Annotated in this window: 24 protein-coding genes and 1 riboswitch; of the genes, 7 read left to right on the forward strand and 17 right to left on the reverse strand. The window is 75.7% G+C overall.

All coding sequences use genetic code 11. The features are described from left to right. Positions 1–1,104: a bifunctional diaminohydroxyphosphoribosylaminopyrimidine deaminase/5-amino-6-(5-phosphoribosylamino)uracil reductase RibD gene (gene ribD, locus ACSMX9_RS02640; RefSeq protein ID WP_445399652.1), complete on the reverse strand. Its 1,104-nt coding sequence runs from the start codon at positions 1,102–1,104 to the stop codon at positions 1–3. Positions 1,105–1,249: 145 nt separating this feature from the next. Then, a riboswitch (FMN riboswitch) is annotated at positions 1,250–1,380 on the reverse strand. A gap of 403 nt (positions 1,381–1,783) precedes the next feature. Between ribD and ACSMX9_RS02645 the strand changes: the two genes are divergently transcribed. Further along, positions 1,784–2,536, forward strand: a complete 753-nt coding sequence (locus ACSMX9_RS02645; RefSeq protein WP_445399654.1) for an SDR family oxidoreductase — start codon at positions 1,784–1,786, stop codon at positions 2,534–2,536. Here the strand turns inward: ACSMX9_RS02645 and ACSMX9_RS02650 are convergent. Next, positions 2,449–3,723 carry an ROK family transcriptional regulator gene (locus tag ACSMX9_RS02650; RefSeq protein WP_445399656.1) on the reverse strand — a complete coding sequence of 425 codons (1,275 nt, stop codon included), beginning with the start codon at positions 3,721–3,723 and terminating at the stop codon, positions 2,449–2,451. The genes ACSMX9_RS02645 and ACSMX9_RS02650 overlap by 88 nt on opposite strands. Positions 3,724–3,906: 183 nt before the next feature. Here ACSMX9_RS02650 and ACSMX9_RS02655 point away from each other — a divergent pair, with 183 nt between their 5' ends. After that, positions 3,907–5,130: an MFS transporter gene (locus tag ACSMX9_RS02655; protein ID WP_445399658.1), complete on the forward strand. Its 1,224-nt coding sequence runs from the start codon at positions 3,907–3,909 to the stop codon at positions 5,128–5,130. Between the two features lie 21 nt (positions 5,131–5,151). Here ACSMX9_RS02655 and ACSMX9_RS02660 read toward each other — a convergent pair whose 3' ends face one another. Then, entirely contained in the window at positions 5,152–5,679 is a 528-nt protein-coding gene (locus ACSMX9_RS02660) for a DUF6584 family protein (protein WP_366114879.1), read from the reverse strand. 90 nt (positions 5,680–5,769) lie between these two features. Here ACSMX9_RS02660 and ACSMX9_RS02665 point away from each other — a divergent pair, with 90 nt between their 5' ends. After that, positions 5,770–6,393 carry a class I SAM-dependent methyltransferase gene (locus tag ACSMX9_RS02665; RefSeq protein WP_445399660.1) on the forward strand — a complete coding sequence of 208 codons (624 nt, stop codon included), beginning with the start codon at positions 5,770–5,772 and terminating at the stop codon, positions 6,391–6,393. A gap of 19 nt (positions 6,394–6,412) precedes the next feature. Here the strand turns inward: ACSMX9_RS02665 and ACSMX9_RS02670 are convergent, their stop codons facing one another. From ACSMX9_RS02670 to ACSMX9_RS02695, 6 genes are all read right to left on the reverse strand, one after another. Next, the gene (locus ACSMX9_RS02670; protein WP_445399662.1) at positions 6,413–6,706 is read right to left on the reverse strand and encodes a hypothetical protein; all 294 of its coding nucleotides are present in this window, start codon (positions 6,704–6,706) and stop codon (positions 6,413–6,415) included. After that, entirely contained in the window at positions 6,699–6,923 is a 225-nt protein-coding gene (locus ACSMX9_RS02675) for a hypothetical protein (RefSeq protein ID WP_445399664.1), read from the reverse strand. The genes ACSMX9_RS02670 and ACSMX9_RS02675 overlap by 8 nt, the downstream gene beginning before the upstream one ends. Before the next feature lie 195 nt (positions 6,924–7,118). Then, positions 7,119–7,439: a hypothetical protein gene (locus ACSMX9_RS02680; protein WP_445399666.1), complete on the reverse strand. Its 321-nt coding sequence runs from the start codon at positions 7,437–7,439 to the stop codon at positions 7,119–7,121. Then, positions 7,405–7,629 carry a hypothetical protein gene (locus ACSMX9_RS02685; RefSeq protein WP_351240602.1) on the reverse strand — a complete coding sequence of 75 codons (225 nt, stop codon included), beginning with the start codon at positions 7,627–7,629 and terminating at the stop codon, positions 7,405–7,407. Before ACSMX9_RS02685 ends, ACSMX9_RS02680 begins: the two co-directional genes overlap by 35 nt. 118 nt (positions 7,630–7,747) lie before the next feature. Next, entirely contained in the window at positions 7,748–7,972 is a 225-nt protein-coding gene (locus tag ACSMX9_RS02690; RefSeq protein ID WP_351240596.1) for a hypothetical protein, read from the reverse strand. 86 nt (positions 7,973–8,058) lie between these two features. Then, positions 8,059–9,249, reverse strand: coding sequence for a glycoside hydrolase family 6 protein (locus ACSMX9_RS02695; RefSeq protein ID WP_445402869.1), 1,191 nt, complete (start codon positions 9,247–9,249; stop codon positions 8,059–8,061). A gap of 187 nt (positions 9,250–9,436) precedes the next feature. Between ACSMX9_RS02695 and ACSMX9_RS02700 the strand changes: the two genes are divergently transcribed. Beyond that, a complete protein-coding gene (locus ACSMX9_RS02700; protein WP_445399668.1) occupies positions 9,437–10,129 on the forward strand; it encodes a DUF5995 family protein in 693 nt (230 codons plus the stop codon). A 15-nt stretch (positions 10,130–10,144) separates the two neighbouring features. On the opposite strand, the gene ACSMX9_RS02705 is transcribed toward ACSMX9_RS02700, so the two are convergent. The 3 genes from ACSMX9_RS02705 to ACSMX9_RS02715 form a co-directional block, all read right to left on the reverse strand. Next, positions 10,145–11,836, reverse strand: coding sequence for a flavin monoamine oxidase family protein (locus ACSMX9_RS02705; protein ID WP_351240592.1), 1,692 nt, complete (start codon positions 11,834–11,836; stop codon positions 10,145–10,147). A 222-nt stretch (positions 11,837–12,058) separates the two neighbouring features. Further along, the gene (locus ACSMX9_RS02710) at positions 12,059–12,514 is read right to left on the reverse strand and encodes an Lrp/AsnC family transcriptional regulator (protein ID WP_351240590.1); all 456 of its coding nucleotides are present in this window, start codon (positions 12,512–12,514) and stop codon (positions 12,059–12,061) included. A 133-nt stretch (positions 12,515–12,647) separates the two neighbouring features. Further along, positions 12,648–14,090 carry a GuaB1 family IMP dehydrogenase-related protein gene (locus ACSMX9_RS02715; RefSeq protein WP_445399670.1) on the reverse strand — a complete coding sequence of 481 codons (1,443 nt, stop codon included), beginning with the start codon at positions 14,088–14,090 and terminating at the stop codon, positions 12,648–12,650. A gap of 326 nt (positions 14,091–14,416) precedes the next feature. On the opposite strand from ACSMX9_RS02715, the gene ACSMX9_RS02720 reads away from it, so the two are divergent. After that, positions 14,417–15,628 carry a lycopene cyclase family protein gene (locus ACSMX9_RS02720; protein ID WP_445399672.1) on the forward strand — a complete coding sequence of 404 codons (1,212 nt, stop codon included), beginning with the start codon at positions 14,417–14,419 and terminating at the stop codon, positions 15,626–15,628. Further along, complete coding sequence (locus tag ACSMX9_RS02725; protein WP_445399674.1) at positions 15,628–17,208, forward strand: FAD-dependent oxidoreductase; 1,581 nt, start codon at positions 15,628–15,630, stop codon at positions 17,206–17,208. The genes ACSMX9_RS02720 and ACSMX9_RS02725 overlap by 1 nt, the downstream gene beginning before the upstream one ends. Positions 17,209–17,220: 12 nt before the next feature. Here ACSMX9_RS02725 and ACSMX9_RS02730 read toward each other — a convergent pair whose 3' ends face one another. The 5 genes from ACSMX9_RS02730 to ACSMX9_RS02750 all read right to left on the reverse strand — a co-directional run bounded on the left by ACSMX9_RS02730 (position 17,221) and on the right by ACSMX9_RS02750 (position 23,048). Next, entirely contained in the window at positions 17,221–18,240 is a 1,020-nt protein-coding gene (locus tag ACSMX9_RS02730) for a DUF5914 domain-containing protein (RefSeq protein WP_445399676.1), read from the reverse strand. Then, positions 18,237–19,205, reverse strand: coding sequence for a phytoene/squalene synthase family protein (locus ACSMX9_RS02735; RefSeq protein ID WP_445399678.1), 969 nt, complete (start codon positions 19,203–19,205; stop codon positions 18,237–18,239). The genes ACSMX9_RS02730 and ACSMX9_RS02735 overlap by 4 nt, the downstream gene beginning before the upstream one ends. Further along, positions 19,202–20,716, reverse strand: coding sequence for a phytoene desaturase family protein (gene crtI / locus ACSMX9_RS02740; RefSeq protein ID WP_445402870.1), 1,515 nt, complete (start codon positions 20,714–20,716; stop codon positions 19,202–19,204). Before crtI ends, ACSMX9_RS02735 begins: the two co-directional genes overlap by 4 nt. After that, positions 20,716–21,927 carry a polyprenyl synthetase family protein gene (locus ACSMX9_RS02745; protein WP_445399680.1) on the reverse strand — a complete coding sequence of 404 codons (1,212 nt, stop codon included), beginning with the start codon at positions 21,925–21,927 and terminating at the stop codon, positions 20,716–20,718. The genes crtI and ACSMX9_RS02745 overlap by 1 nt, the downstream gene beginning before the upstream one ends. Before the next feature lie 173 nt (positions 21,928–22,100). Then, a complete protein-coding gene (locus tag ACSMX9_RS02750) occupies positions 22,101–23,048 on the reverse strand; it encodes a MerR family transcriptional regulator (protein WP_445399682.1) in 948 nt (315 codons plus the stop codon). 138 nt (positions 23,049–23,186) lie between these two features. On the opposite strand from ACSMX9_RS02750, the gene ACSMX9_RS02755 reads away from it, so the two are divergent. Then, on the forward strand, positions 23,187–23,786 hold the full coding sequence (locus ACSMX9_RS02755; RefSeq protein WP_445399684.1) for an RNA polymerase sigma factor: 600 nt from the start codon (positions 23,187–23,189) through the stop codon (positions 23,784–23,786). Positions 23,787–23,790 lie beyond the last annotated feature (4 nt).

Genomic DNA, 23,790 nt, shown 5'->3' on the forward strand with positions numbered 1-23,790 from the left:
TCAGTACTCCTTCGGGTGGACGGGGGTGACGGGGGCGGGTGCGGCGGTGATCCGCAGGTCGGTGCCGATCCGGACGGCCTCGGTCACGTCGAGGCGCAGCGCGTCCGCGAGCGTGGTGATTCCCGCGCCGGCCAGCGCGGAGGGGCCGGCGCCCAGCAGGGCCGGGGCGAGGTAGCCGACGACCCGGTCGACGGCGCCCGCGGCGACGAACGCTCCGGCGAGCCGGGCACCGCCCTCCAGCAGCACCGAGCGCACGCCACGGGCGTGCAGGGCGGCCAGTAGGGCGGGGACCGACAGCCCGCCGGCGGCCCGCGGCAGTCGGACCAGTTCGGCGGTGTGCGGGGGCGGGGGCGCGTCCTCGGCGACGGCGATCAGGGTGGGTGCGGCGGAGTCGAGGACGCGGGCGCCGGGGCGCACCGCGGTGCCGGTGGTGTCGACGACGACCCGGAGCGGCTGCCGGGCCCCGTCGACGCCGCGGACCGCGAGGTGCGGGTCGTCGGCGCGGGCGGTGCCGGCGCCGACGACGACGGCGTCGGCCTCGGCCCGGAGTCGGTGGACGTCGGCGCGGGAGGCGGCGGAGCTGATCCACCGGCTGCTGCCGTCCTCGGCGGCGGTCCGCCCGTCGAGGGTGGCGGCGTACTTCCAGGTGGTGTGGGGCCGCCCGTGCCGCACCGAGGTCAGCCAGGCGGCGTTGACCGCTTCCGCCTCGGTGGCGAGCAGTCCGTGGGCCACCTCGACGCCGGCGGCGCGCAGGGTCTCGGCACCGCCGGTCGCCTGGGGCGTCGGATCGGCGACCGCGTACACGACCCGGGCGACCCCGGCCTCGATGAGTGCCCGGGAGCAGGGGCCGGTGCGTCCGGTGTGGTCGCAGGGTTCGAGCGTGACGACGGCGGTGGCGCCGCGGGCCCGGTCGCCGGCGGCGCGCAGGGCGTGCACTTCGGCGTGCGGGCCGCCGGCGCGCTGGTGGTGGCCCTCCCCCACGGTGGTGCCGTGCGGGTCGAGGAGCACACAGCCGACGACGGGGTTGGGGCTGGTGTGGCCGAGTCCGCGCGCGGCGAGCGCGAGGGCGCGCTGCATGGCGGTTGCTTCGGCTGCGGTGGCCACCGGGTCCTCCTGCCTCTTCGGGCACGGACTCCGGGGCTGTCGAAGGCGACAGGGTACGGACGCGGCACACCGGAAACGCACGGCCGCGGCCCCCCGTTGGACACGGGTGGAACCGTCGGCGGCGCACGGTTGACGTGCTCGCCCGTCGCGCACTGCCTCCCATCCGGACTTTCACCGTCGGTCCAGGAATCTCACCTGGTCAACCGGTCACTGGAGGTGACCGGGTCGCGGACTGTAACCGCCGGCTCGGACTTTCACCGACCCCGGAGTGCGCTGCTACTGGTACGCAACCAGTCTGCCACGCCACCGCCGGGCCATGCGGGCGGACGGTTGTGGACTGGCTCACAAGGGGCGCACGAGGTGCGTCGACGCCACGGCGGAGCCGTCAACTCCCTTTCCGACTCCTTCGTTTGGATTACGTCCGGATCATCCCTTGACGGGTCGAGTGGGGCTTCCCTCGCTCGACCCGACCCCGGAAGGCCCCTCCGGACCGGCGACGGACCGCACGGCCCGTCCGCCGCCGGGTCCGCGAAGCGTCCGCCGGGTGCCCCGTTCGGGTTCCGCCCCCGGGCGAACGAGGGGCCCGCGGCGCGGCTGCCGGCGGTGCACCGGTCCGATGGTCCTCAGTGGTGGGGGCGGTCGCACCGGCCGCCGACCTCCCAGGGAAGGCGGCTGCGCGATGACGACGGTGGTGACCGGGGGCACGGGCACGCTCGGCAGACAAGTGGTGGAGCGCCTGCGCGGCGCCGGCGAGGAGGTGCGGGTGCTCAGCCGGCGCTCCCAGCCCTATCCGGTGGACCTGGTCAAGGGCACCGGACCGCTGGACGCGGCGCTCGACGGCGCGGAGGTGGTGGTGCACTGCGCCAGCGGGCGCCACGGGGACGAACTCGCCGCGCGCCGGCTGATCGAGGCCGCCCGACGCGCCGGGGTCGGGCACCTGGTCTACGTCTCGATCGTCGGGGTCGACCGGGTTCCCCTCGGGTACTACCGGTCGAAATGGGCGGTCGAGCGGATGGTCGAGGCGTCCGGGAGCGGCTGGACGATCCTCCGGGCGACGCAATTCCACGACCTGGTGCGCACCCTGCTGGCCGGGCTGGCCAAGCCGCCCGTCCTCCTGGTGCCGGCGGGCGTGGCAGTCCAACCGATCGCCGCCGGCGAGGTCGCCGACCGGCTGGCCGAGTTGGCGGCCGGGGCCCCGGCCGGGCGGGTGGCCGATCTGGGCGGGCCCGAGGTGCGGGGGCTCGACGAGTTGGCCGCGGCCTATCTGGCGGCGAGCGGACGCAGACGGCCGGTCGTGGCGGTGCCGCTCCTCGGGAAGGTGGGGCGGGCGCTCCGTGCCGGCGGTCATCTGACGCCGGACCGCGCGATCGGCCGGGAGACCTTCGAGGAGTTCCTGACCAGGGCCTTCACCCCGTCCACCGCGGTCGGCTGAGGGGCGAACAGCTCGTCCTGCGCGGCGTCCCGGGCGGTGCACAGGGCGCCGCGCAGCACCGCCGTTCCGCCCAGTTCCCCGGCCCGCACCTCGGTGCGCAGCGGGGAGAGCGTCGCGAGCCGCGCCCCGACCCGTTCGGCGAGCACCGCCCCGCCGGCCCGGCCGACCTCACCGCCGAGGACCACGCACCCGGGGTCCAGGACGGCGGTGACCGCCGCCGCGCCCACGGCGATCCGGCCGGCCAGTTCGTCCAGGAAGGCGTCGGCCGGCGCGGGCGGGCCGTCGGCGTCGGGTCCGCCGGCGGCGACGGCCGCGCGGACCAGGGCCGCGGCGTGCGGTTCGGCTCCGTCGGGGGTGGCCGTCACTCCGTGGCGGGCGGCCAGTTCGACGACGGCACCGGAACCGGCCAGGCTGTGGAAGCCGCCCCCGCAGGAGGTCACGGACGGCAGGGCGCCGGTGCCGGGAACGGGCAGGAAGCCGATCTCGCCGGCGCCGCCGGAGGCGCCCCGGCGCAGCGCCCCGTCGAGGACGACCGCCGCGCCCACCCCCTGGCCGAGCCAGAGCAGGACGAAGGTGTCCCGGCCCCGGGCGGCGCCCTCGCGCAGCTCGGCGAGGGCCGCGAGGTTGGTCTCGTTCTCGACGGTCACCCGGGCCGGGAAGCGTTGGTGAAGGGCCGTCAGCAGGGCGTGGTGCCAGGTGGGCAGTCCGCCGCCGGAGCGCAGTTCGGCGGTCGCCGGGTCGACGAGTCCCGGCGCGCCGACGCCCACGGTGTGCACGGCGGCGACCCCGGCCCGTTCGGCGGTGCGTTCCAGCAGGGCGACCGCCCGGGTCGGCGCCGTCCCGGGGTCGGCGCCGACGGGCGCGGAGGCTTCGGCGAGCACCCGGCCGAGGAGGTCGGCGACGAGCACGGAGACGCCGTGCTGGCGGACGTCGAGCGCGGCGAGGTGGGCGCGGTCGGCGACGATCCCGTACAGCCGGGCGTTGGGGCCGCGCCGCTGGGCGCCGGACTCCCCCACCACGCTGATCAGCCCGCTCTCCTGGAGGCGTTCCACCAGGTCGGCGATGGTGGGACGGGAGAGTCCGGTGAGTTGCTTGAGCTGACCTGCGGTCAGCGGACCCTCGCTCTGGAGCAGCCCCAGGGCGAGCCGGTCGTTGATGGCGCGGGCCGTGCTCGGTGTTGCCGACATGGGGCCGATCCTTCCAGACGTCGCCCACCGGTCCGCGGGCGCTCCCGACCCGGTGTCCGCGGGGACTATTTATCAGGCAGGGTTCCTGATAGTTTACGCCCGGACCACCGGAACGACCGGAAACCAACGGCCCCGGCAACGGAAACGGCCAGGGCCGCACATCACCACGGGAGGCAGCAGCGCATGGGGAAATCGGGGGGCGGAACGGCCCATGACACGACATCGGTACGGCGTGCCCGGTACGCGGTGGCCGCCGTCTTCTGCGTCCACGGCTCGGTGACCGGTTCCTTCGCGACCCGGGTGCCCTGGATCCAGGACCACGCCGGCGTGAGCGCCGGCCAACTGGGCCTGGCCCTCGCCTTCCCGGCGATCGGCGCCGCCCTCGCGATGCCCCTCGCGGGCCGGGTCAGTCACCGGCTCGGCGCCCGCACCGCCCTGCGCCTCCTGTTGGCGCTGTGGACGCTGTCCCTGGCACTGCCCTCCCTCGCGCCGAACCTGCTGACGCTGTGCCTGGCGCTCTTCGTCTACGGCGCCACCTCCGGCATGTCGGACGTGACGATGAACGCCCTGGGCGTCGAGGTCGAGAACCGGCTCGGCCGCTCGATCATGTCCGGGCTGCACGGCATGTGGAGCGTGGGCGCCCTGATCGGCTCCGCCGGCGGCACCCTGGCCGCCCAGCTCGACGTCGACGCACGGGTGCACCACGCCCTGGCCGCCGCGGTCCTCACCCTGCTCGGCCTCGTCGCCTGCCGCCGCGTGCTGGACGTCCGGCCCGCGGCGGACGAGGCGGCACCGCCGCGGTTCGCCCTCCCGCCCCGCTCGGCCCTGCTGATCGGCGCGGTCGGCTTCTGCGCGGTGTTCGCGGAAGGCGCGAGCCTGGACTGGTCCGCCGTCTACCTGCGGGACGTCCTCGGCTCCTCGGCCGGCCTCGCGGCGGCCTCCACCACCGCGTTCACCCTGACCATGGCGGTGGCCCGGCTGGCGGGCGACCGGATCGTCGACCGCTACGGCGCCGTGCGCACCGTACGGGCGGGCGGTGCGCTCGCCGCGGTGGGCGGTCTGATGGTGGTGGCCGCAGCCCACCCGGCGATGGCCATGGGCGGGTTCGCCCTGCTCGGGCTGGGCGTCGCGGTGGTCGTTCCGCTGGCCTTCGCCGCGGCCGGGCGCAGCGGCCCGAACGCCAGCATGGCCATCGCCGGGGTCGCCACCATCACCTACACCTCGGGGCTGATCGCCCCCTCCGCCATCGGCACCCTCGCCGATCTGACGAGCCTGGTGGTGTCGTTCGGGCTGGTGACCGTCCTGGCCTTCGGCCTGATCGCCCTCGCGGGGGTGCTGCGCTCCGCGGACCGGACGGCCCCGGCCGCGCCCTCGGGCGAGGCCGCGCCGCGGGACGCCCGGCCCTGACCCCCGGCCCGTCCGCGCGGATCAGTCGACGAGGGCGACGAGCCCGTTCACCCAGACCGCGAGGAACGCGAGGGCCACCACCAGGCAGCCCAGGCCGGCCAGCACACCGCTGACGGTCCACGGGTGGGAGGGCTCCTCGCGCTCCGCGTCCAGCCCGCTCTCGTAGGAGGCGGGGTCGTCCCAGTCGACGGGGCGCCCCACCTCCTCGGCGCAGGCGGTCCGTACCGCGACCAGCTGTTCCCGGGCGAAGGCGGTGGCGGCCTCCGTCTCGGGGCCGCGCCAGGCGAGGGCCTTCATCCGCCAGGCGGGAGAGCCGTACCGCGCCTCGAAGGCGGCGGTCTCCCCGGCCGCACGGTCCTCCTCCAGGTACGCCCAGCGCCCCGCCTCGGCGGCGTCGCCGTAGAGCCGGTACACCCCGGCCAGTCGCCGACGGAGCGCCAGGTCCTGCGGGAAGGAGGAAACGAGACCGCGCAGGCGCTGCCGCGCGATCGGGATCCGGCCGGCGGTCAGGTCCGCGTCGACGCGGGCGAGGGTCTCTCTCAGGGGCATGGACGCATGATCGGACACGGTGTCGCGGCGCGTCGACCGGGTTTCGCCGCCCGGTGTCCGCCCGGGCCGCGCGCCGCCTACGGTGAGCCGATGGACCAGCCCGAGCCCGAGCCGTACTGGAACACCAACGTCGCCCGGCACCCCGGTGTCCTCCGCGCCGTCCCCGAGGGGTGCGGCGAGGCCCTGGACGTCGGGTGCGGGGACGGGCTGTTGGCGCTGAAGCTCGCCGGGCGGGCGAGGCGGGTCACCGGGATCGACGTCTCGCCGGAGATGATCGCCCGCTCCCGCGACCGCGCCGGGGGCCGTCCGGGACTCGCCTTCGTCGAAGGGGACTTCCTCACCGCCGACCTCCCCGCCGCGGGCTACGACTTCGTGTGCTCGGTGACCGCCGTCCACCACATGGACTTCGCGGCGGCGCTGACCCGCATGCGCGAACTGCTGCGGCCCGGCGGCACGCTGATGGTGGTGGGACTGGCCCGCGAGTCGAGCCCGGCGGAGTGGGCGGCGCTGGTCGCGGCGGCGCCGCTCGTGCGGATCACCAAGGTGGTGCGGCGCGCCCGGAGCCCGGAGGGCATGCCGGTCGCCGACCCGCAGATGGGCTACGGCCAGGTGCGAGCCACGGCGCAACGCCTGCTCCCCGGCGTGCACTACCGCCGCCACCTGCTCCGCCGGTACTCGCTGACCTGGCACAAACCCGACCCCCGAGCCCACTGAGCCCGACCGACCGCACACCCTAACCAGGAGCCGGCACCACGGCGGACGTCGCCATCCCGTTCTCCGCCAACTCCCGCGGGCCCAGTTCCACGCTGCGGACCAGGACTCCGGGGAGGCTCACGAAGAGCGCCAGTGCCTCACCGACTGCGTCGGTCAGGCTCTCGGCCTCGTACGCACACCAGAACTCGGCTGTTCCCGGCCCCTCGACCAGCGAGATGCGGCCGTCGTTGAAGCACTCCAGGTGGTCCCGGACGTTCGACTGCGTGTCCGTGAGCGGTGCGTCCGCGTGCAGGATGAAGTGCCATTCACGCACAGCTCCGGTGGACGTTGATGAACCCATCGATCTTCTTCGCCTCCGTCCCCGAATTCCTCGGGGTGCTACTCACCACGTACCGCCCGTTGCAGGGACAGCAGATCAGCCATCCCCACCGGTGCCCGTTCCGATCGTGCGTCACCTTGAGTCCGGCCGCCTCCGCCCGCTTGAGCGCCGCCTCCACGTCCTTCTTCTGATGCCGGTCCCCGAGTCCCATGAACGAGGATCCTGCTCTCCCGCGATCCGCCGGGCGGAGGAACCCGCCGACGCCCACCCGATCGAGGCGACGCCGATCGTGCGGATCACCAAGGTGGTGCGGCGCGCCCGGAGCCCGGAGGACATGCCGGTCGCCGACCCGCAGATGGGCACAGACCCGACCCCCGAGCCCACTGAGCCCGACCGACCGCACACCCTAACCAGGAGCCGGCACCACGGCGGGCGTCGCCATCCCGTTGTAAGCGAGGGAGTACTCGCTCAGCTCGACGCTGCGGATCAGGACACCGGGGAAGTACTCGAAGCGGGCCAGCGCGTCGGCGATCGCCCCGGTGAGCGTGGGGGCGTCCAGGTAGCAGGTGAAGAGAGAGCAACCCGGTCCTTGTTCGAGACCCAGGTCCCCGTCGGCGAACTGGTCGAGTCCCGCCAGGACGTCGACCTGCTCGGCGGTGAGCGGGTCCTGCACGTGCAGAATGAAGTGCCAGCTACGAACAGCCTCGGTGCCGTTGCGTGAACTCATCGATCCTCTTCGCCATGGTTCCTGTGTCCTTCGGCGTGCAGTGCACCGTCACGCTCCTGCTGCAGGGGCAGCAGAGGACGTATCCCCAGTGATGTCGGTTCTTGTCGTGCGTCACCTTGAGTCCGGCCGCCTCCGCCCGCTTGAGCGCCGCCTCCACGTCCTTCTTCTGATGCCGGTCCCCGAGTCCCATGAACGAGGATCCTGCTCTCCCGCGGTCCGCCGGGCGGAGGAAACCGCCGACGCCCACCCGATCGAGTCGGCGCCGGGCACCGTCCCCGGGGCGCCGCCGAAGGGGGCCCGGCGCGGGGTCACCGCCCGTCGTGGCGCGGGTGGCGGCGGGCGACCCGTTCGTTGCCCCGCCGGTAGTTGCCGGTCCACCGGGCCATGACCGCCTGGGCGTCCTGGGTCGTCACCTCCTGGAGGAACCGGGCGGCGCGCTCGCCCCGCAGGACGGTGGCGGAGCGTCCGAAGTGCCGTACGTCGACGGTCCCGTCGCCGTACTCCCGGTAGGTGAAGCCGTGCGGCCGTGCCATCCTCGTCCCCGTTCCGGGCCGGTGCCGGCCCCCGCCCCCATGGTGACGGGGCGGGGGGTCGGCGGCGAGCGGAAATCGACGGGCGGTCAGCCTCCGTTGCGGGCCAGTTCGTAGGCGTAGGACGGGGTGAACCTGCCGGGACGGCCCCGGCAGCCGTCGGACTCGCCGGGGAGCTTGACCCACAGGTACCCGTCGATGCGGGCCTGCCCGGTGCGCAGGGTCGGCGGCCGGCCCAGCGCCCGGCCGGCCGGATCGCACCAGGCGCCGTCCGCGGGGGCGCCGTTGCCGTTGCGACTGGTGTCGACGACGGCACCGAGACCGGGGGCGCCGCCGAGCGCGTCGAGGACGGCGCGCGCGAACGCGGTCTCGTCGGTGGTGCGGTGGAAGTTGGACACGTTGGTGAAGATGCCGTCCGAGGCGGTGGCGGCGCCTGCGCCGGCCGCGCGCAGCCGTTCCGCGATGGTGGCGGGGGCGTGCCAGCCGGAGTGGCCGGCGTCGAAGTACACCCGGGCTTCGGGGTTGGCCGCCTTGAGGACGCGTCCGGCCCGGGCCAGCGAGCGGTAGCGGCGTTCGCGGGCGTCGGCGGGGAGGCAGTCGACCAGGGCGAGCGCATCGGGTTCGAGGACGACGATGACCTCGTCGTCGCCGAGTCCGGCGGCGAACCGGTCGATCCAGGCGTCGTAGGCGGCGGTGTCCGGGGCGCCGCCCTGGGAGGCGCCGCCGCAGTCCCGGTCCGGGATGGCGTAGGGCACGACGACGGGGACCCGGTCCCGGTCGGCGCCGCCGGAGGTGACGGCCCGCACCCGGGCGGTGATGGTGTCGGGCGTGTAGTCGGCGAACCACACGGCCGCGGGCTGGTCGCCGATGCGGGACGCGATGGTGGCGGCCCGGGGATCGCCGGGGTTGGCCCGCAGCCAGTCCAGCACCTGGGAGGCGGGGTGCCGGTACAGGGCGGCGGAGACGGGTTCGGCCCGGGTGGCGGGCGCGCTGCTGGGGGGCGGGGCGGACGCGGTCGGGGGCGGGGCGGGCGGTTCCGGGGCGCGGGTGACGGTGCGCGAGGGGCTCGGGGAGGGCGACGGCGACGGCGACAGGGTGGGGGACGGCGGTGGCGGGGTGGGGCTGGGCGCGGGCGGGGGCGTGGTCGGGGCGGGGGGCGGCAGCGGGGTGGTGGTGATCTCGGGCCGGGCCTCGTCGGCGGTGCGACCCCGGTCCTCCAGGGCGTCGAGGGTGCCGGCGACCGTACCGAGCAGGGCGACCACCGAGGCGGTGACCACCATGACGGTGCGGTGCCGTCCGTACCGCCGGCGCGGTACGCGGACCGCTCCCGTCCGGTTGCCGGTCCGTCGCGCGTGGCTGCCGGGCACGGCGCCTCCCTCCCCCGGTGCCGTGCGACCGTTCCCCCGTTCCGGGGAAGCCCCCGGCCCTTCGGCACCCGGGACAGCCTAGGGCTGGGACGCTGCCGCCATGACACCGTTCACGGAGTTGCCCGCCCCGACGCACGGGGTGGACGAGGTGGTGCGGACCCTGCGCGCGCTCGGCGGGAGGTGGCCGGCGGGTGACGGCGTCGGGGTGTTCAACCGCGTCTACCTGACGGTCACGGAGGCGGTCGGCCGGGACGTCCTCGGTGGTGGGTTCGCCGATCGGGAGGCCGCCGTCACCCTGGACGTGCTCTTCGCCGGACGGTACGTGGCCGCGGTGCGGGCGGTGGACGAGGGGGGCCGGCCGCCGGCCTGCTGGCGGCCCCTGTTCCAGCTCCGCCGGCATCCCGGGGTACGTCCGGTGCAGTTCGCCCTGTCGGGCGTGAACGCGCACATCGGGCACGACCTGGCGCTGGCCGTGGTGGACACCTGTCGTAGCCTCGGCTGCGAACCCGCCGATCTGGAGGACGAGTTCGACCGGGTGGGCGAGGTGCTGACGGGGTTGGAGGAGCGGGTCCGCGAGGAACTGATGCCCGGCCCGGACCTGTTGGAGCTGGCCGATCCGCTGACACACCTGGTGGGCGCGTGGAGCCTGGAGCGGGCCCGGGACGCGGCCTGGGCGGCGGCCCGGGGGCTGTGGGCGCTGCGGCACCTGCCCGAGCTGCGGGACGAGACCGCCGCCCGCCTGGACGCGGCGGTCGGCCTCGTCTCCCGCTACCTGCTGACGCCCACCCGGTGAGCGGGGCGTCGTCGTTCAGTCCTCCGGCAGTTCCACCGGGGCGATCTCGTCGTACACGTCGCCCGGGCCCGGGTTGCCGGCGTCGGTCTCCCCGCCGAACTGGCGCATCACGCCCCACACCGCGTTCAGCGCGGTCTGCACCGCGCCCTCGGCCCAGCCGGCCGTCCAGGAGATGTCGTCGCCGGCGAGGAAGATGCCCCGCTTGTCCTCGGGCAGCCGGTCCTGCACGAAGTGGGTGAACAGCCGCCGCTGGTAGCGGTAGTGGCCCGGCAGGTTGGCCTTGAACGCGCCCATGAAGTACGGCTCGTTCTCCCAGGACACGGTCACCGGGTTGCCGATGACGTGCCGGCGGACGTCCACCTTCGGGTAGATCTCGCCGAGCGACTTCAACATGACCTCCATGCGCTCGTGCGCGGAGAGCGGAAGCCACTTGAGGCTGTCGTCGCACCAGGTGTACGAGAGGCAGATGACGGCGGGCTTGTCGGGTCCGTCGTCCAGCAGGTAGGTGCCCCGGGTCATCCGGTCGGTGAGGGTCATCGACATGACGTCCCGGCCGGTCTCCTCGTCCTTGTCCAGCCAGAACGGCCGGTCCACGGGGACGAAGAGCTTGCTGGACTCCATGTAGTGGGTGCGCTCGATGGCGGTCCAGTGGTCGATCGGGAACAGCTCGTCATCGCACTCGATCTTGGACAACAGCATCCAGGACTGCGCGGTGAACACCACCGCCGGATAGGTGCGGATGTCGCCGGTGGCGTCGGTGACGGTGATCCGGTTGCCGGCCGTGCGGTGCAGTCGGGTCACCGCGGGGCGCGGGGCCCCGTCGTGCAGCGAGGAGAGCGAGGTGCCGGGCGCCCAGTGGACGATCTTGCCGGGGGCCCGCTCCCACAGCCGCAGCGGCAGCTGCTGGCTGCCGCCGACGATGCCGCGGTGGTGGTCGTCCGCCTCGGTGTAGACGACCCGCAGGATCTCCAGGATCGAGTTGGGGAAGTCGGTGTCCCAGCCGCCGGTGCCGAAGCCGACCTGGCCGAAGATCTCCCGGTGTCGGAAGGAACGGAACGCCTCCGAGTCGCAGAGGAAGCCGTAGAAGGTCTGGTTGTCGAGCTTCTCCACGAGCCGCGCCCAGATCTCCCGGATGCGCGGCACGTCCCGCTCCCGCATCGCCCGGTTCATGTCGGAGAAGTCGGCGCCCTCCTCCAGACAGGCGCTCCACGCCTCGGCGACCTGCCGGTACACCGGGGGCAGGTCGTCCAGCGTGCGGGCGTAGTGCGACTCGCCCTTGAGGTCGACCACGGTGGACGGGGTCGCCTCGGCGAGCGGGTTGGGGAACGGCCGGGTCTCCAGGCCCACCAGGTCGATGTAGTGCTGGAGCGCCGTCGACGAGGGCGGGAACCGCATGGCGCCCATCTCGGCGGTGAGGCCCGGGTCGCACCCCTCGAAGCCGACCGTCCGCAGTCGCCCGCCGATCCGGTCGGCCTCGTAGACGACCGGCTTGAGGCCCATCTTCATCAGCTCGTACGCGGTGACGATGCCGGACAGCCCGCCGCCGATCACCGCGACCTCGGTGCCGTGCTCGGTCGCCGGCACCTGCCCCAGCCCGGCCGGGTGGGCCAGGAAGTCGTCGTAGGCGTAGGGGAAGTCCGGGCCGAACATGGTGATCGGCGGCTGCGCGTCGCTGTGCTGGACGGCGTTGGGCACCGTGGACGTCATGGGGCGGGGACTCCTTGCACGGGGAACGACGGCCGCTGCGGCGGCGGAACGGGGGGAGGCGCGGGGCCGACTCGACGGTACGTTTCGGCCTTCTGCCGCCACAAGGCGCGTCCGTTGCGCACGACCCGGTGATCCCTTGCGTCTGTGGACCCCTGTACGGCGATTCGTTGCGTCCGCCCGGTCGACGTGAGCTGGGCCACGTCCGGGAGGGGGTGCGGGCCGTCAGCCGGGGGCGCCGGAGGAGACCCGGCGCAGCAGCGGCGAGAGCACCAGCACCGACTTGGTGCGCTCCACGAACGGCTCGGCCGCGATGCGCTCCAGGACCCGCTCGAAGTGGCGCATGTCGGCGGCGAAGACCTGCACCACCGCATCGGCGGCGCCGGTGACCGTGGAGGCCGCCACGACCTCCGCGTACGGTTCGAGGCCGCGGTGGATCTCGTCCGCGGAGGTGTTGCTGCGGCAGTACAACTCGATGAAGCCCTCGGTCGCCCAGCCCATCGCGGCCGGGTCGACCCGGACCGTGAACCCGGTGATGACCCCGGTGGCGCGCAGCCGGTCCACCCGGCGTTTCACGGCCGGGGCCGAGAGGCCGACCCGGTGGCCGATGTCGGCGTAGGAGCGGCGGGCGTCCTGGGCGAGGGCGTGGACGATGGCTTCGTCGAGGTCGTTCAGTCGCACGGGGGTCGTTCGCTTCTCTTCACTGGCCCCGGCGCTGCGGGGACGGCGGGGGGCCGTACCCGCAGTAGAACACGCCTCGCGCCGGGCCGGCCGCGGACGGCACCCGGGGTGCCGTCCGCGGCCGGCGGGGCGGTCAGTTCCAGCTGGCGTGCAGGGGCTTGCCCTCGGCGTAGCCGGCGGCGCTCTGCACCCCGACGACGGCCCGCTCGGCGAACTCCTCCAGCGAGCCGGCGCCCGCGTAGGTGCAGGAGGAGCGGACGCCCGCGATGATCGAGTCGATCAGGTCCTCCACCCCGGGCCGGGCCGGGTCGAGGTACATCCGGGAGGTGGAGATGCCCTCCTCGAACAGCGCCTTGCGGGCCCGGTCGTAGGAGGACTCCTCGCTGGTGCGGTTGCGGACCGCGCGGGCGGACGCCATGCCGAACGACTCCTTGTACAGGCGGCCGTCCGCGGCCTGCTGGAGGTCGCCCGGGGACTCGTGGGTGCCGGCGAACCAGGAGCCGACCATCACGTTGGACGCGCCGGCGGCCAGGGCCATCGCCACGTCGCGCGGGTGGCGGACGCCGCCGTCCGCCCAGACGTGCTTGCCGTGCTTGCGGGCCTCGGCGGCGCACTCCAGCACGGCCGAGAACTGCGGGCGGCCCACTCCGGTCATCATCCGGGTGGTGCACATGGCGCCGGGTCCGACGCCGACCTTGACGATGTCGGCGCCCGCCTCGATCAGGTCGCGCACGCCCTCGGCGGCGACGACGTTGCCGGCGACGATCGGGACCTCGGGGCCCAGCGCCCGCACCGCCCGTACCGCGGCGATCATCGATTCCTGGTGGCCGTGCGCGGTGTCCACCACCAGGGTGTCCACACCCGCGTCGAGCAGCTGCTTCGCCTTGCCCGCGACATCGCCGTTGATGCCGACCGCGGCGGCGATCCGCAGCCGTCCCCGTGCATCGGTCGCGGGCGTGTAGAGGGTGGCGCGCAGCGCGCCCCGTCGGGTGAGGATGCCCACCAGGCGCCCGTCCGCGTTCACGGCGGGGGCGTAGCGGCGGTTGGCGGCGTCGAGCTGGTTGAACGCCTCGCGCGGGTCTATGTCGGCGTCGAGGATCAGCAGGTCACGGGACATGACCTCGCCGAGTTGGGTGAACCGGTCCACCCCGGTGAGGTCCTGCTCGGTGACCACGCCGACGGGGCGGTGGTGCTCGTCGACGACGACGCCGGCGTGGTGGGCCCGCTTGGGCAGCAGGAGCAGGGCGTCGGCGACGGTCTGGTGCGGCACCAGCACGATGGGGGTGTCGAGGACCAGGTGGCGGCCCTTGACCCAGCCGACCACCTCGGTGACGACCTCGATCGGGATGTCCTGCGGGATCACCACCAGGCCCCCGCGCCGCGCCACCGTCTCCGCCATCCGGCGGCCCGCGACCGCGGTCATGTTGGCGACCACGAGGGGGATGGTGGTGCCCGTGCCGTCCGGGGACGAGAGGTCCACGGCCTGTCGGGAACCGACGGCGGACCGGCTCGGCACCATGAAGACGTCGTCGTAGGTCAGGTCGTACGGGGGCTTGAGGTCATTCAGGAAACGCACGTGCTGCTCATCCCAGTCGATCAGAGGTGGCCCCCGAACAGGTCAGTCGGGGGAAAAGCACGTACTTCAGTGTCCCATGCCGGGCCCCCTCGCCGACCTGGGACGATCGGCCAGGCCGCGGCGCGTACCCCTCGTCGTTTCCTCCGAACGCCTTCCCCCGGTCGGGGCGTGCGTCGGCCCGGCGTACCGGCCGGGCGGGACCCGAGGGGCGATCGTGTGCCACGGGGCGCATCCGGGGACGGCACCGGGACGGAAGCACCCGTGGACGGCCGGGTACCGCCCCCGGCCCGGCCGTCCGCCGCGCACCCGGGACGGAGGAGGACGAGGTGTCCGATGCGGACGTGGTGATCGTGGGTGCCGGGGCGGCCGGCTTGTCGCTCGCGCACCGGCTGTGCGCGCTCGGCCCGCGGGAACGGCCAGCGGTCGTCCTGGTGGAGGCGCCCCCGGGGCCGCGACGGCCCGGGGAGCGCACCTGGTGCTACTGGGAGGAGCCCGGCGGACCCTACGACGCCTGGCTCACCGCGTCCTGGGACCGGTTGCGGGTGCGGGGCGAGGACGGCGCCCCGACGACGGGGCGGACGGCCCCGCTGCGGTACAAGATGCTGCGGTCCCGGGAGTTCACGGCGGCGGTGGAGGCGCGGATCGCGGCCACGGACGGCGTGCGCCGGCTCACCGCCACCGTGGACCGCATCGCGGACCCGCCGCCGGGACGGGCACCCGGCGCTGAGGTGCACGGCACCCGGGCCGACGGCTCCCCGCTGCGGTTGCGGGCCCGCTGGGTGTTCGACTCGCGTCCCCCCTCGGCGCCGCCCCCGGCGCGCACCGTGCTCCTCCAGCACTTCCGGGGCTGGTTCGTGCGGACCCGGCGCCCGGTGTTCCGCCCCGACACCGTCGACCTGATGGACTTCCGCACCCCGCAACCCGCGCACGGGCTGTCCTTCGGCTACGTCCTGCCCACCGGACCGCGGACGGCACTGGTCGAGTACACCGAGTTCTCCCGGAGCGTCCTGCCGGACGCCGACTACGACCGCGCCCTCGCCCACTACCTGGAGGAGGTGCTCGCCGCCGGGCCCTACGAGACCACCGGGGTGGAGCACGGGGTGATCCCGATGGCGGACTCCCGGCCCGCGCCGCGCGCCGGCGCCGCGGTCTTCCGGATCGGTGCGGCCGGCGGGGCCATCCGACCCGCGACCGGGTACGCCTTCGCCGGCATCCAACGGCAGACCCGGGCGGTCGCCGCGCTGCTGCGCGCCGGTCGCACCCCGCTGCCGCCGCCCGCCCACCGGGCCCGTTCCCTCGCCATGGACGCCGTGCTGCTGCGGGCCCTGGACACCGGGCGGATCGACGGCGCCGACTTCTTCGCCCGGCTCTTCCGCACCGTGCCCACGCCGACCCTGCTGCGCTTCCTCGACGGGGCCACCCGCCCCGTCGAGGATTTCACCCTCGGGCTGCGCACCCCCGTGCTGCCGATGCTGCGCACCGCCCTGGAACTGCCCCTGCTGCGCCGTTCCCCGTCCGCCTCCGGAAAGGCCCCCTGATGCACCCGCACCCCGACCGCCAGCCGTTCCCCGACCGACCCCGGCGGGCCGGCGGCGCCCGGTTCCGGGACCGGCGCTCGGTACTGCTGCCCGCCCCCGAGGGGCGCCCGCGCGCCTCCGGCGAGGGGCCCGCGGTGGCGGTCGTCGGCGGGGGCATCGCGGGGCTGGCCGCGGCGACCGGGCTGGCCGAGCGGGGCGCACGGGTCACCCTGTACGAGCGGGAGCCGGTGCTCGGCGGGCGGCTCGCGGGGTGGCCGATCCGACTCGCGGACGGTTCCGCGGCGACCATGAGCCGCGGGTTCCACGCCTTCTTCCGCCAGTACTACAACCTGCGGGCGCTGCTGTGCCGCACCGACCCCGGGCTGGACCGGCTGCGCCCGCTGCCGGACTATCCGCTGCTCCACCGCGACGGCCGCACCGACGGTTTCGCCCGGGTGCCCCGCACGCCCCCGTGGAGCGCGCTCGGCTTCGTGGCGCTCAGCCCCTCGTTCGGCTGGCGGGACCTGGGGCGGATGGACGTGCGGGCGGCGCTGCCGCTGTTCGACGTGCGGGTGCCCGAGGTGTACGCGCGGCTGGACGCGACCGACGCCCGCGCGTACCTGGAGCGCATCCGGTTCCCGGCGGCGGCCCGGCACCTGGCCTTCGAGGTGTTCTCCCGCAGCTTCTTCGCCGATCCGCGGGAGTTGTCGGCCGCCGAGTTGGCCCTGATGTTCCACGTCTACTTCCTCGGTTCCGCCGAGGGCCTGCTGTTCGACGTGCCCACCGAGCCCTTCCCCACCGCCCTGTGGGAGCCGCTCGCCCGGTACCTGGGCGGACTGGGCGTGACGGTGCGCACCGAGTGCCCGGTGACGACGGTGGTGCCGGTCGACGACGGCTCCGAGGGGCTGGCCCTCACCGCGGACGCCCGGACCGTCCGCTACGACGCGGCGGTGCTGGCGCTGGACGGCGGGGGGCTGCGGCGGTTGGTGGGGGCCTCGCCGCTGCTGGGGGACCCGTCGTGGCGCGCCCGGGTGCTCGGCTCGCGGGAGGCGCCGCCGTTCCTGGTCTCCCGGTACTGGCTGGACCGTCCCGTGGCGCCCGGCCGCCCCGGGTTCCTGGGCACCGGCGGCTTCGCCTCGCTGGACAACGTCAGCGTGCTCGACCGCTGGGAGGGCGAGGCGGCCCGTTGGGCCGCGCGCAGCGGCGGCAGCGTGGTGGAACTGCACGCGTACGCGCTCGCCCCCGACGCCGACCGGGCCGCCGAACAGGACCGGCTGCTGCGGCAGTTGCACCGGGTGTACCCGGAGACCGCACGGGCGCGGGTGGTGGACCAACGGCACGAGTGGCGGGCCGACTGCCCGCTGTTCCCGGTGGGCGGCTACCGCGACCGCCCCACGGTCCGCACCCCCCACCCCGCGCTGGTCCTGGCCGGCGACCAGGTGCGCACCGACCTGCCGGTGGCGCTGATGGAACGCGCGGCGACCACCGGCTTCCTGGCCGCCAACGCGCTGCTGGCCCGCTGGGGGGTGCGGGGGCACGCGCTGCGCACGGTCCCCCGCCGGGGGCGGGCGCCGTTGCTGCGGGCCCTGGCCGGCGGCTGAGCCGCGGCGGCCTCACCCGGGGAACCGACCCGCGGCGCGCAGCGCCCAGCGGCGTTCCGCGTACGCCAGGTCGTCCCGCCACAGCCGGGCCGCGGCCCGGCGCATCAGGGGCCGCAGCAGCGGCGAGAGCCTTCGGGCCACGGCGAACCCGTTCCGGTCGGAAGCCGCGAGGACCGCCTCGACCACCGCGGTCCGGGGCGGCCGTCCCCCGGTGCCCGGGCCGGTCACCGGAGTGGCGTGGGTCTCGACCACCGAGCCGGCCCCCTCCCCCTCGACGATCCGCATCACCACGGTGCGCGGACCGGGCGCGGTGAACTCGGCCCGGACCGGCACCACCAGGCGCCCCGTCAGCCGGAAGGACACGTCCACCACGAAGGCGTCGGCCTCCTCGGGAGCCTCGGCCCCGGGGGCGCTGACCACGGTCAGGTCCACGAAGGAGTACGGGTGGAACCACGCCCCGTGCCAGGGGTCGAGCCGGTTGGCGACCACGTCCTGCGGGGCGCAGCGCCCCACCGCCGTGCACACCGCCGCCACCGCCCGGGCGGTGGCGGGTCGCGGCGGTACCGGCGGGCGGGCGGTGGGCTCGGCGCCGCCGGCCCGGTCGAGGCGCACCCAGACGAGGACGCCGTCGTCGTGGGCCGGGTAGGGCTCCCAGCCGGCGCGGGGACGGCCGTCGAGGGCGAGTCCGTGCCAGTGGCACACCAGCGTCCCGCACCGCACCGGGCTGTCGCGCAGCGGGGCGCCCAGGTGGGGGCAGGCCCCCGGGCCGGCGGTCAGCGCGCCCGAGGCGTCCCGCCACAGGACGATCTCGGTGCCCTCGACGGTCCGCCCGAGCGGGGCGCCGGCCGGGACGTCCCGACTGGCGCCGACGACGTACCAGTTGCCGTGCGGACGCCGGAGGGCCCGGTCCAGCGCACCGGCGATCAGCGCGGGCCGGGCCTGCGGCCAGGTGGGGCGCTGGCGCGCCCAGGGCACGGGGTCCCGGCGCAGGCGCACCGGGACCCCGGGGAGCCGGACGGGACGGCGGGTCATGCGGGCCTCCCGGGGGCGGTCTGCGGGGCGACGGGGGTCCGCCGGCGAGCGTGCAGGGCGGCGGCGTACCCCCGCGCGGCGACGGCCAGGCGGCGGGGCAGACCGACGGCGGCGCGCCGGTGCAGCACCGCGTAGCCCCCGTCGGCGACGGCGTCGAGGATCCCCCCGTACAGCACGAACGCGGTGCGCACGCACGGCCGGGAGACCGGTTCCAGCAAGGCGATGCCGGGCTCGGCCCGGGCGTAGGCCGTCCGGGTCAGTCCGGCCGCGGCGACCAGGGCGGCGGTGATCCGCGGGTCCCGGCGGCCGGTGCGGCGGGACCACTCCAGCAGCGGACGGTCCACGCCGTGGGCGGCGAGCAGGTCCGCCGGCAGGTAGATCCGCCCCCGGTCCAGGTCCTCGCCCACGTCCCGCAGGAAGTTGGTGAGCTGGAAGGCGACGCCGAGGTCCGCCGCGTAGGGGGCGGCCTCCCGCGGCGGGGCGACCGTGCCCAGGACGGGCAGCATCTGGAGGCCGATGACGGCCGCCGAGCCGTGCATGTAGCGGCGCAGGGCCGCGTAGTCGGCGTAGTCGGTGACGGTGAGGTCGGTGTGCATGGCGGTCATGAAGTCGTCGAACAGGCCGTGCGCGATGCCGTACCGGGCGGCGGTGTCGACGAGCGCGCGCACCGCGGGTTCCCCCGCGGGGGCTCCGGCGAGCCCCTCGGCCAGCCGCCGGCGCAGGGCCGTCAGCGCCTCGGCCCGCTGTCCCGGCCCCGCGGCGGGCCCCGGGACGTCCACGATGTCGTCGGCGTGCCGGGCGAAGCCGTACAGCGCGTGCACGGCGGGCCGGCGGGCGGCGGGCAACAGCCGGGTGGCGAGGAAGTAGGTCCGGCCGTGGCGGGCGTTGAGGCGTCGGCAGTGGGCGTAGTCGGCGCGGAGCGCGGGGTCGGTGATCCGGGCCGCGTCGAGTTCACGGTCCGTCATGTGCGGGGGGCCTTCCTGGCGGGCCGGGGCAGGTGGGCCCCGGTGATGCGGGCGGCGGCGAGCTTCCCGGAGACCAGGACCGTCGGCACGCCCACGCCGGGGGCGGTGCCGCAACCGGCGAGGACGGCGTTGGTGGTGCCGCGAACCAGGTTGCGCGGCCGGAAGGGGCCGGTCTGGGCGAAGGTGTGCGCCACCGCGAACGGGCCGCCCGCGGCGTGCCCGGCGGCGGCCCAGTCCACCGGGGTGACCAGGCACTCCTGCTCGATCGCGGCGGCGAGGCCGGGCATCTGACGGCGTTCCAGCACCCGCAGCAGGGAGTCCCGGTAGGCGGGCCCGAGGGTGCGCCACTCCCGGACGCCGGGGCCGGTGTCGGTGTTGGGGCAGGGCGCGAGCACGGTGTGCAGGTGGCGGCCCGGCGGGGCGAGGTCGGGGTCGGTGCCGGTGGGACGGGTGATGAGCAGCGAGGGGTCGGTCATCAGCCGTCCGGTCCGGGTCAGCTCGTCGAAGGTGCGGTGCCAGGCCGCGCCGAAGGAGAGCGTGTGGTGGCCGAGGTCCGGCCAGGTGCGGTCGGTGCCCAGGTGCAGCAGCACGGCGGACGGGGCGTGCCGCAGGGGCCGGGGGCGCCGCGGGGCGCGGCCCAGCAGTCGGTAGCTGATCGGGAGGTCGGGGGTGAGGACGACAGCGTCGCAGGGGATGCGCTCGTCGGCGGTGTGCACGGCGGTGATCCGCTCGCCGCGCCGTTCCAGCCGGGTGACGGGGCTGGCGCAGCGCAGGTCGGCCCCGGCGTCGACGGCCGCGGCGGCGAGGGCCCGGGGCAGTGCGTGCACGCCGCCGCGCGGGAAGTACACCCCGGCGACGGTGTCCATGTAGGCGATGACGGCGTAGGCGGCGAGGGCCCGGGCGGGCGGCACGCCCGCGTACAGCGACTGGAAGGAGAAGACCCGCCGCAGTCGTTCGTCGGAGAGGAAGCGGCCGATGCGGGCGTCGAGGCGGCCGAAGCCGCCGAGGGCGGCGAGCCGCGCCAGGTCCGGGTGGAGCAGCCCGAACGGGGAGTCGAAGTGGGCGTCGATGAACCGGTTCATCTGCACCCGGTACAGCGCCTGGAGCCAGGCGCGGAGCCGCCGGTAGCCGAGGGCGTCCCGGGCGCTGGCGAAGCGGTGCACCTCGGCCTCCATCGTCTCGGCGCAGGTGTGTACGTCGAGGGCGGAGCCGTCGGCGAACCGGGCCCGGTAGGCGGGGTGCAGCGGGACGAGGTCGAGCCGGTCGGCCAGGTCCTCGCCGACCGCGGCGAAGGGTTCGGCCATCAGGTCGGGCATGGTCAGCACGGTGGGTCCGGTGTCGATGCGGTAGCCGCCGCGGGTCAGCAGCCCGGCCCGGCCGCCGGGTTCGGCCTCCCGTTCCAGGAGGGTGACCCGGCGGCCGGCGCCGAGCAGGTGCAGCGCGGTGGCGAGGCCGGCGAGCCCGGCCCCCACCACCACGACGTGATCGGTGGGTCCGGCGACGGTCTTCATCATGACGGGAGGACTCCTCGGACTCGGGAGGGGGCGCGGCGGCCGTGGGCGGTCTCCTCCAGCAGGCGGGCGAGCCGGCGCAGGGCCTCGGGGGCGGAGGAACGGGGGACGGCCTCCAGATGGCGCAGGGCGAGGGCGGCGAAGTGGTCGGCCCGGTCGGCGACGGCGTCCCGGGCGCCGGTCATGATGAGGGCGGTGCGCACCCGGCGCAGGTCGTCGGCGGTGAGGTCGGGGGCGCCGATCGCGGCGTCGAGGACGGCCAGGGCCGCCAGGTCGCCGCCGGTCTCGGCGCGGGCCCGGCCGACCGCGGCCAGATAGGTGGGCTTGCCCTCCCGGATGTCTTCGCCGGACGGCTTCCCGGTCTCGGTGGGGTCGCCGAACACGCCCGAGAGGTCGTCGCGGAGTTGGAAGGCGATGCCCGCGTACCGGCCGGCCGTGCACAGCGCCCGGGTGGTGTCCTCGTCGGCGCCGGCGAGTGCCGCGCCGAGCGCCAGCGGCCGTTCCACCGTGTAGAGGGCGCTCTTGAGCCGGGTCACGTGCAGGGCCTGGGCCCGGGAGCGGGAGCCGGTGACCTGGCCGTGCAGGTCGAGGTACTGACCGGCGACGAGTTCGGTGCGCAGGGCCCGCCATTCGGCGCGCACCCGCTCGCGGGAGCCAGGCGGGACTTCCGTGTCGAGGAGGACGTCGTCGGCCCAGGCCAGGGCGAGGTCGCCGACGAGGACGGCGGAGGAGGTGCCGAAGTCGGCGCCCTCGTGCCGGGGGCCGGGTCCGTAGCGGTCGCGCAGGGCGGTGTGCACGGCGGGTCTGCCGCGGCGCAGCGCGGAGCCGTCCATCAGGTCGTCGTGCACCAGGGCGCAGGTCTGGAGGAGTTCGAGGGCGGCGGCGATCCGCAGGGCGGGGACGACCGCGGCGGCGGGGCCGTTGCAGGCCCGCATCGCCCACCACAGGAACTGGGAGCGCAGCCGCTTGCCGCCGTCCAGGGTGAAGCGGGCGACGCAGGCGGCGACGTCCCGGGCGAAGACCGGGTCGAGGCGGGCGGACTGGTCGAGGCGTTCGTCGAGCAACCGGGCGAGGACCTCCCCCACGGCGGAGGGCACGTCCCGGTCGACGTGCCGGGCCTGCGGGGGCTGGCGCCGGGGAGACGGTTGGTGCCGGGGCGCCCGGCCCGGGGGCGGACCGGCTCCGGAGCGTTCTTCGGCGGCGCGGCGCATGGGCCTCCTTCGGGGTGGGCGGCTGGGTCTGCGGATCGATTCGTGCCGGGGCGTGCGGACGGATGCAGGGGACGCGGATCCGGGTGTCCGCCGTAGCGGGCCTATCAGCGCCGGGTCGGCCCGCACGGCTGCGCCGCCGACCGGCCGTCCGGGTCCACACCACCGGCCCAGTGCTACGCGGCCCCGTCGGCGTACAGCTCGCGGACCATCCGCAGCGCCCCGGCCAGGGTGGTGGGGCGCAGCGCGCCCTCGGGCGCCGGCCCCGCCCAGCCGGGCCCGGCGGCGAGGACCACCGGGGTGCGCCGGGCTCCGCGCACCCCCCAGACCGTGGTGGCGGTCCGGCGCAGCAGGGCGCGGTCGGCGGTGGTGCGGGACTGGGACCACAGGACGACCGCGACGGGGCCCGAGCGGTGGACCGCCTCGTCCAGGGCGCGGGCGGGCACCGCGCCGCCGAGCATCCGCACCGGGAGCCCGACGGACAGCAGTCCGGCGGTGAGCGCCTCCAGCGGCAGGGTGTGCATCTCCCCCGGTGCGCAAGCGGCGAGGACGGGCCCGGCGGGGTGCCGGGCGCCGGGGCGGGCCGGGGGGACCCGGCGCAGGGCGGAGGAGATGTGCCAGGACAGCAGGTGCTCCACCTCGATGTAGCGGCCGTCCGAGGACTGCCACTTGCGGCCGACGGCGCGCAGCGCCGGCATCATCACCTCGTCCCAGGCGAAGAGCAGACCGTGCGCGTCGAGGCTGTGGGCGAGCAGTTCGTCGACGGCGTCGGCGTCGAGCCGGACGGCGGCGCGGGCGAGTCCCCGGCATTCGGGGCCGACCCGGCCGAGCGGGAGGGCGCCGTGGTTGCGCAACCGGGGGGCGGCCCCGGTGGGCGGCGGGACGGGACCGGACCGGGCGGCCCGGGCCGCTTCGGCCGGCGGCACCCCGGAGGCGGTGAGCCGGCACATGGCCTCCAGCACCGCGATGTCCCCCGGCGTCCAGCGCCGGTGCCGGCCGCCCTCGTGGTCTGCCGGGCCCAGGCCGTAGCGGCGGCCCCAGGAGCGGAGCGTCGTCGGTGCCACCCCGAGCAGGCGGGCCACCGCACCGGTGGTGAGGGCGGGCGCGGGCGGTACCTCAGGCATCCGCCCAGAATAGGCCAATCGATGCACGAACGATGCGTGTTGCGAGGATCGGGCGCCTGCTCGACAGTCGGGATGACGGCCCGTCGACCGACGCCGGGCCGTCCGTCAGCTCCACCTCCGGACCGAGGAGCCCGTGCAGTGACCACCGAAACACCGGTCGGGTCCGTCCCGAGCGCACCGTCCGAGGAGGCCCGCTGGGAGGAGGAGCTGTCGGCCGCACTGGTCGGCGGCGACCAGGACGCCCTCGCCGTCGCCTACCGCCGTTGGGGACCGCTGGTGCGGACCCTGGCGGTGCGCTCGCTGGGGGACGCCGGTGAGGCCGAGGACGTCAGTCAGCAGGTGTTCCTGGCGGTGTGGCGGGGGCGGGCCGGGTACCGCCCGGAGCGCGGGCCGTTGGCCGCCTGGATCGTGGGGATCACCCGCCGCAAGGTCGCCGACGCGCTGTCCGCGCGGACCCGCCGGAGCACCTTGGCCGCCGCGGCGGCACGGGTGTCCGGGCCCCGGGTACCGGGCGGGGACCCGGAGGCGGCGCTCGACCGGGTGGTGCTCGCGCAGGCCCTGCGGGGACTGACCCCGGTGCAGCGGGACCTGTTGCACCTGGCGTTCTACGAGGACCTGACGCAGTCGCAGATCGCCCGGCGCACCGGTCTGCCGCTGGGCACGGTGAAGAGCCATGTGCGGCGGGGGCTGCACCGGCTGCGCGGGCACCTGGGGCCGCCCGGGGCCGGCGGGCCGTGAGCGG

The sequence above is a fragment of the Streptomyces sp. LE64 genome (genome assembly GCF_052606915.1).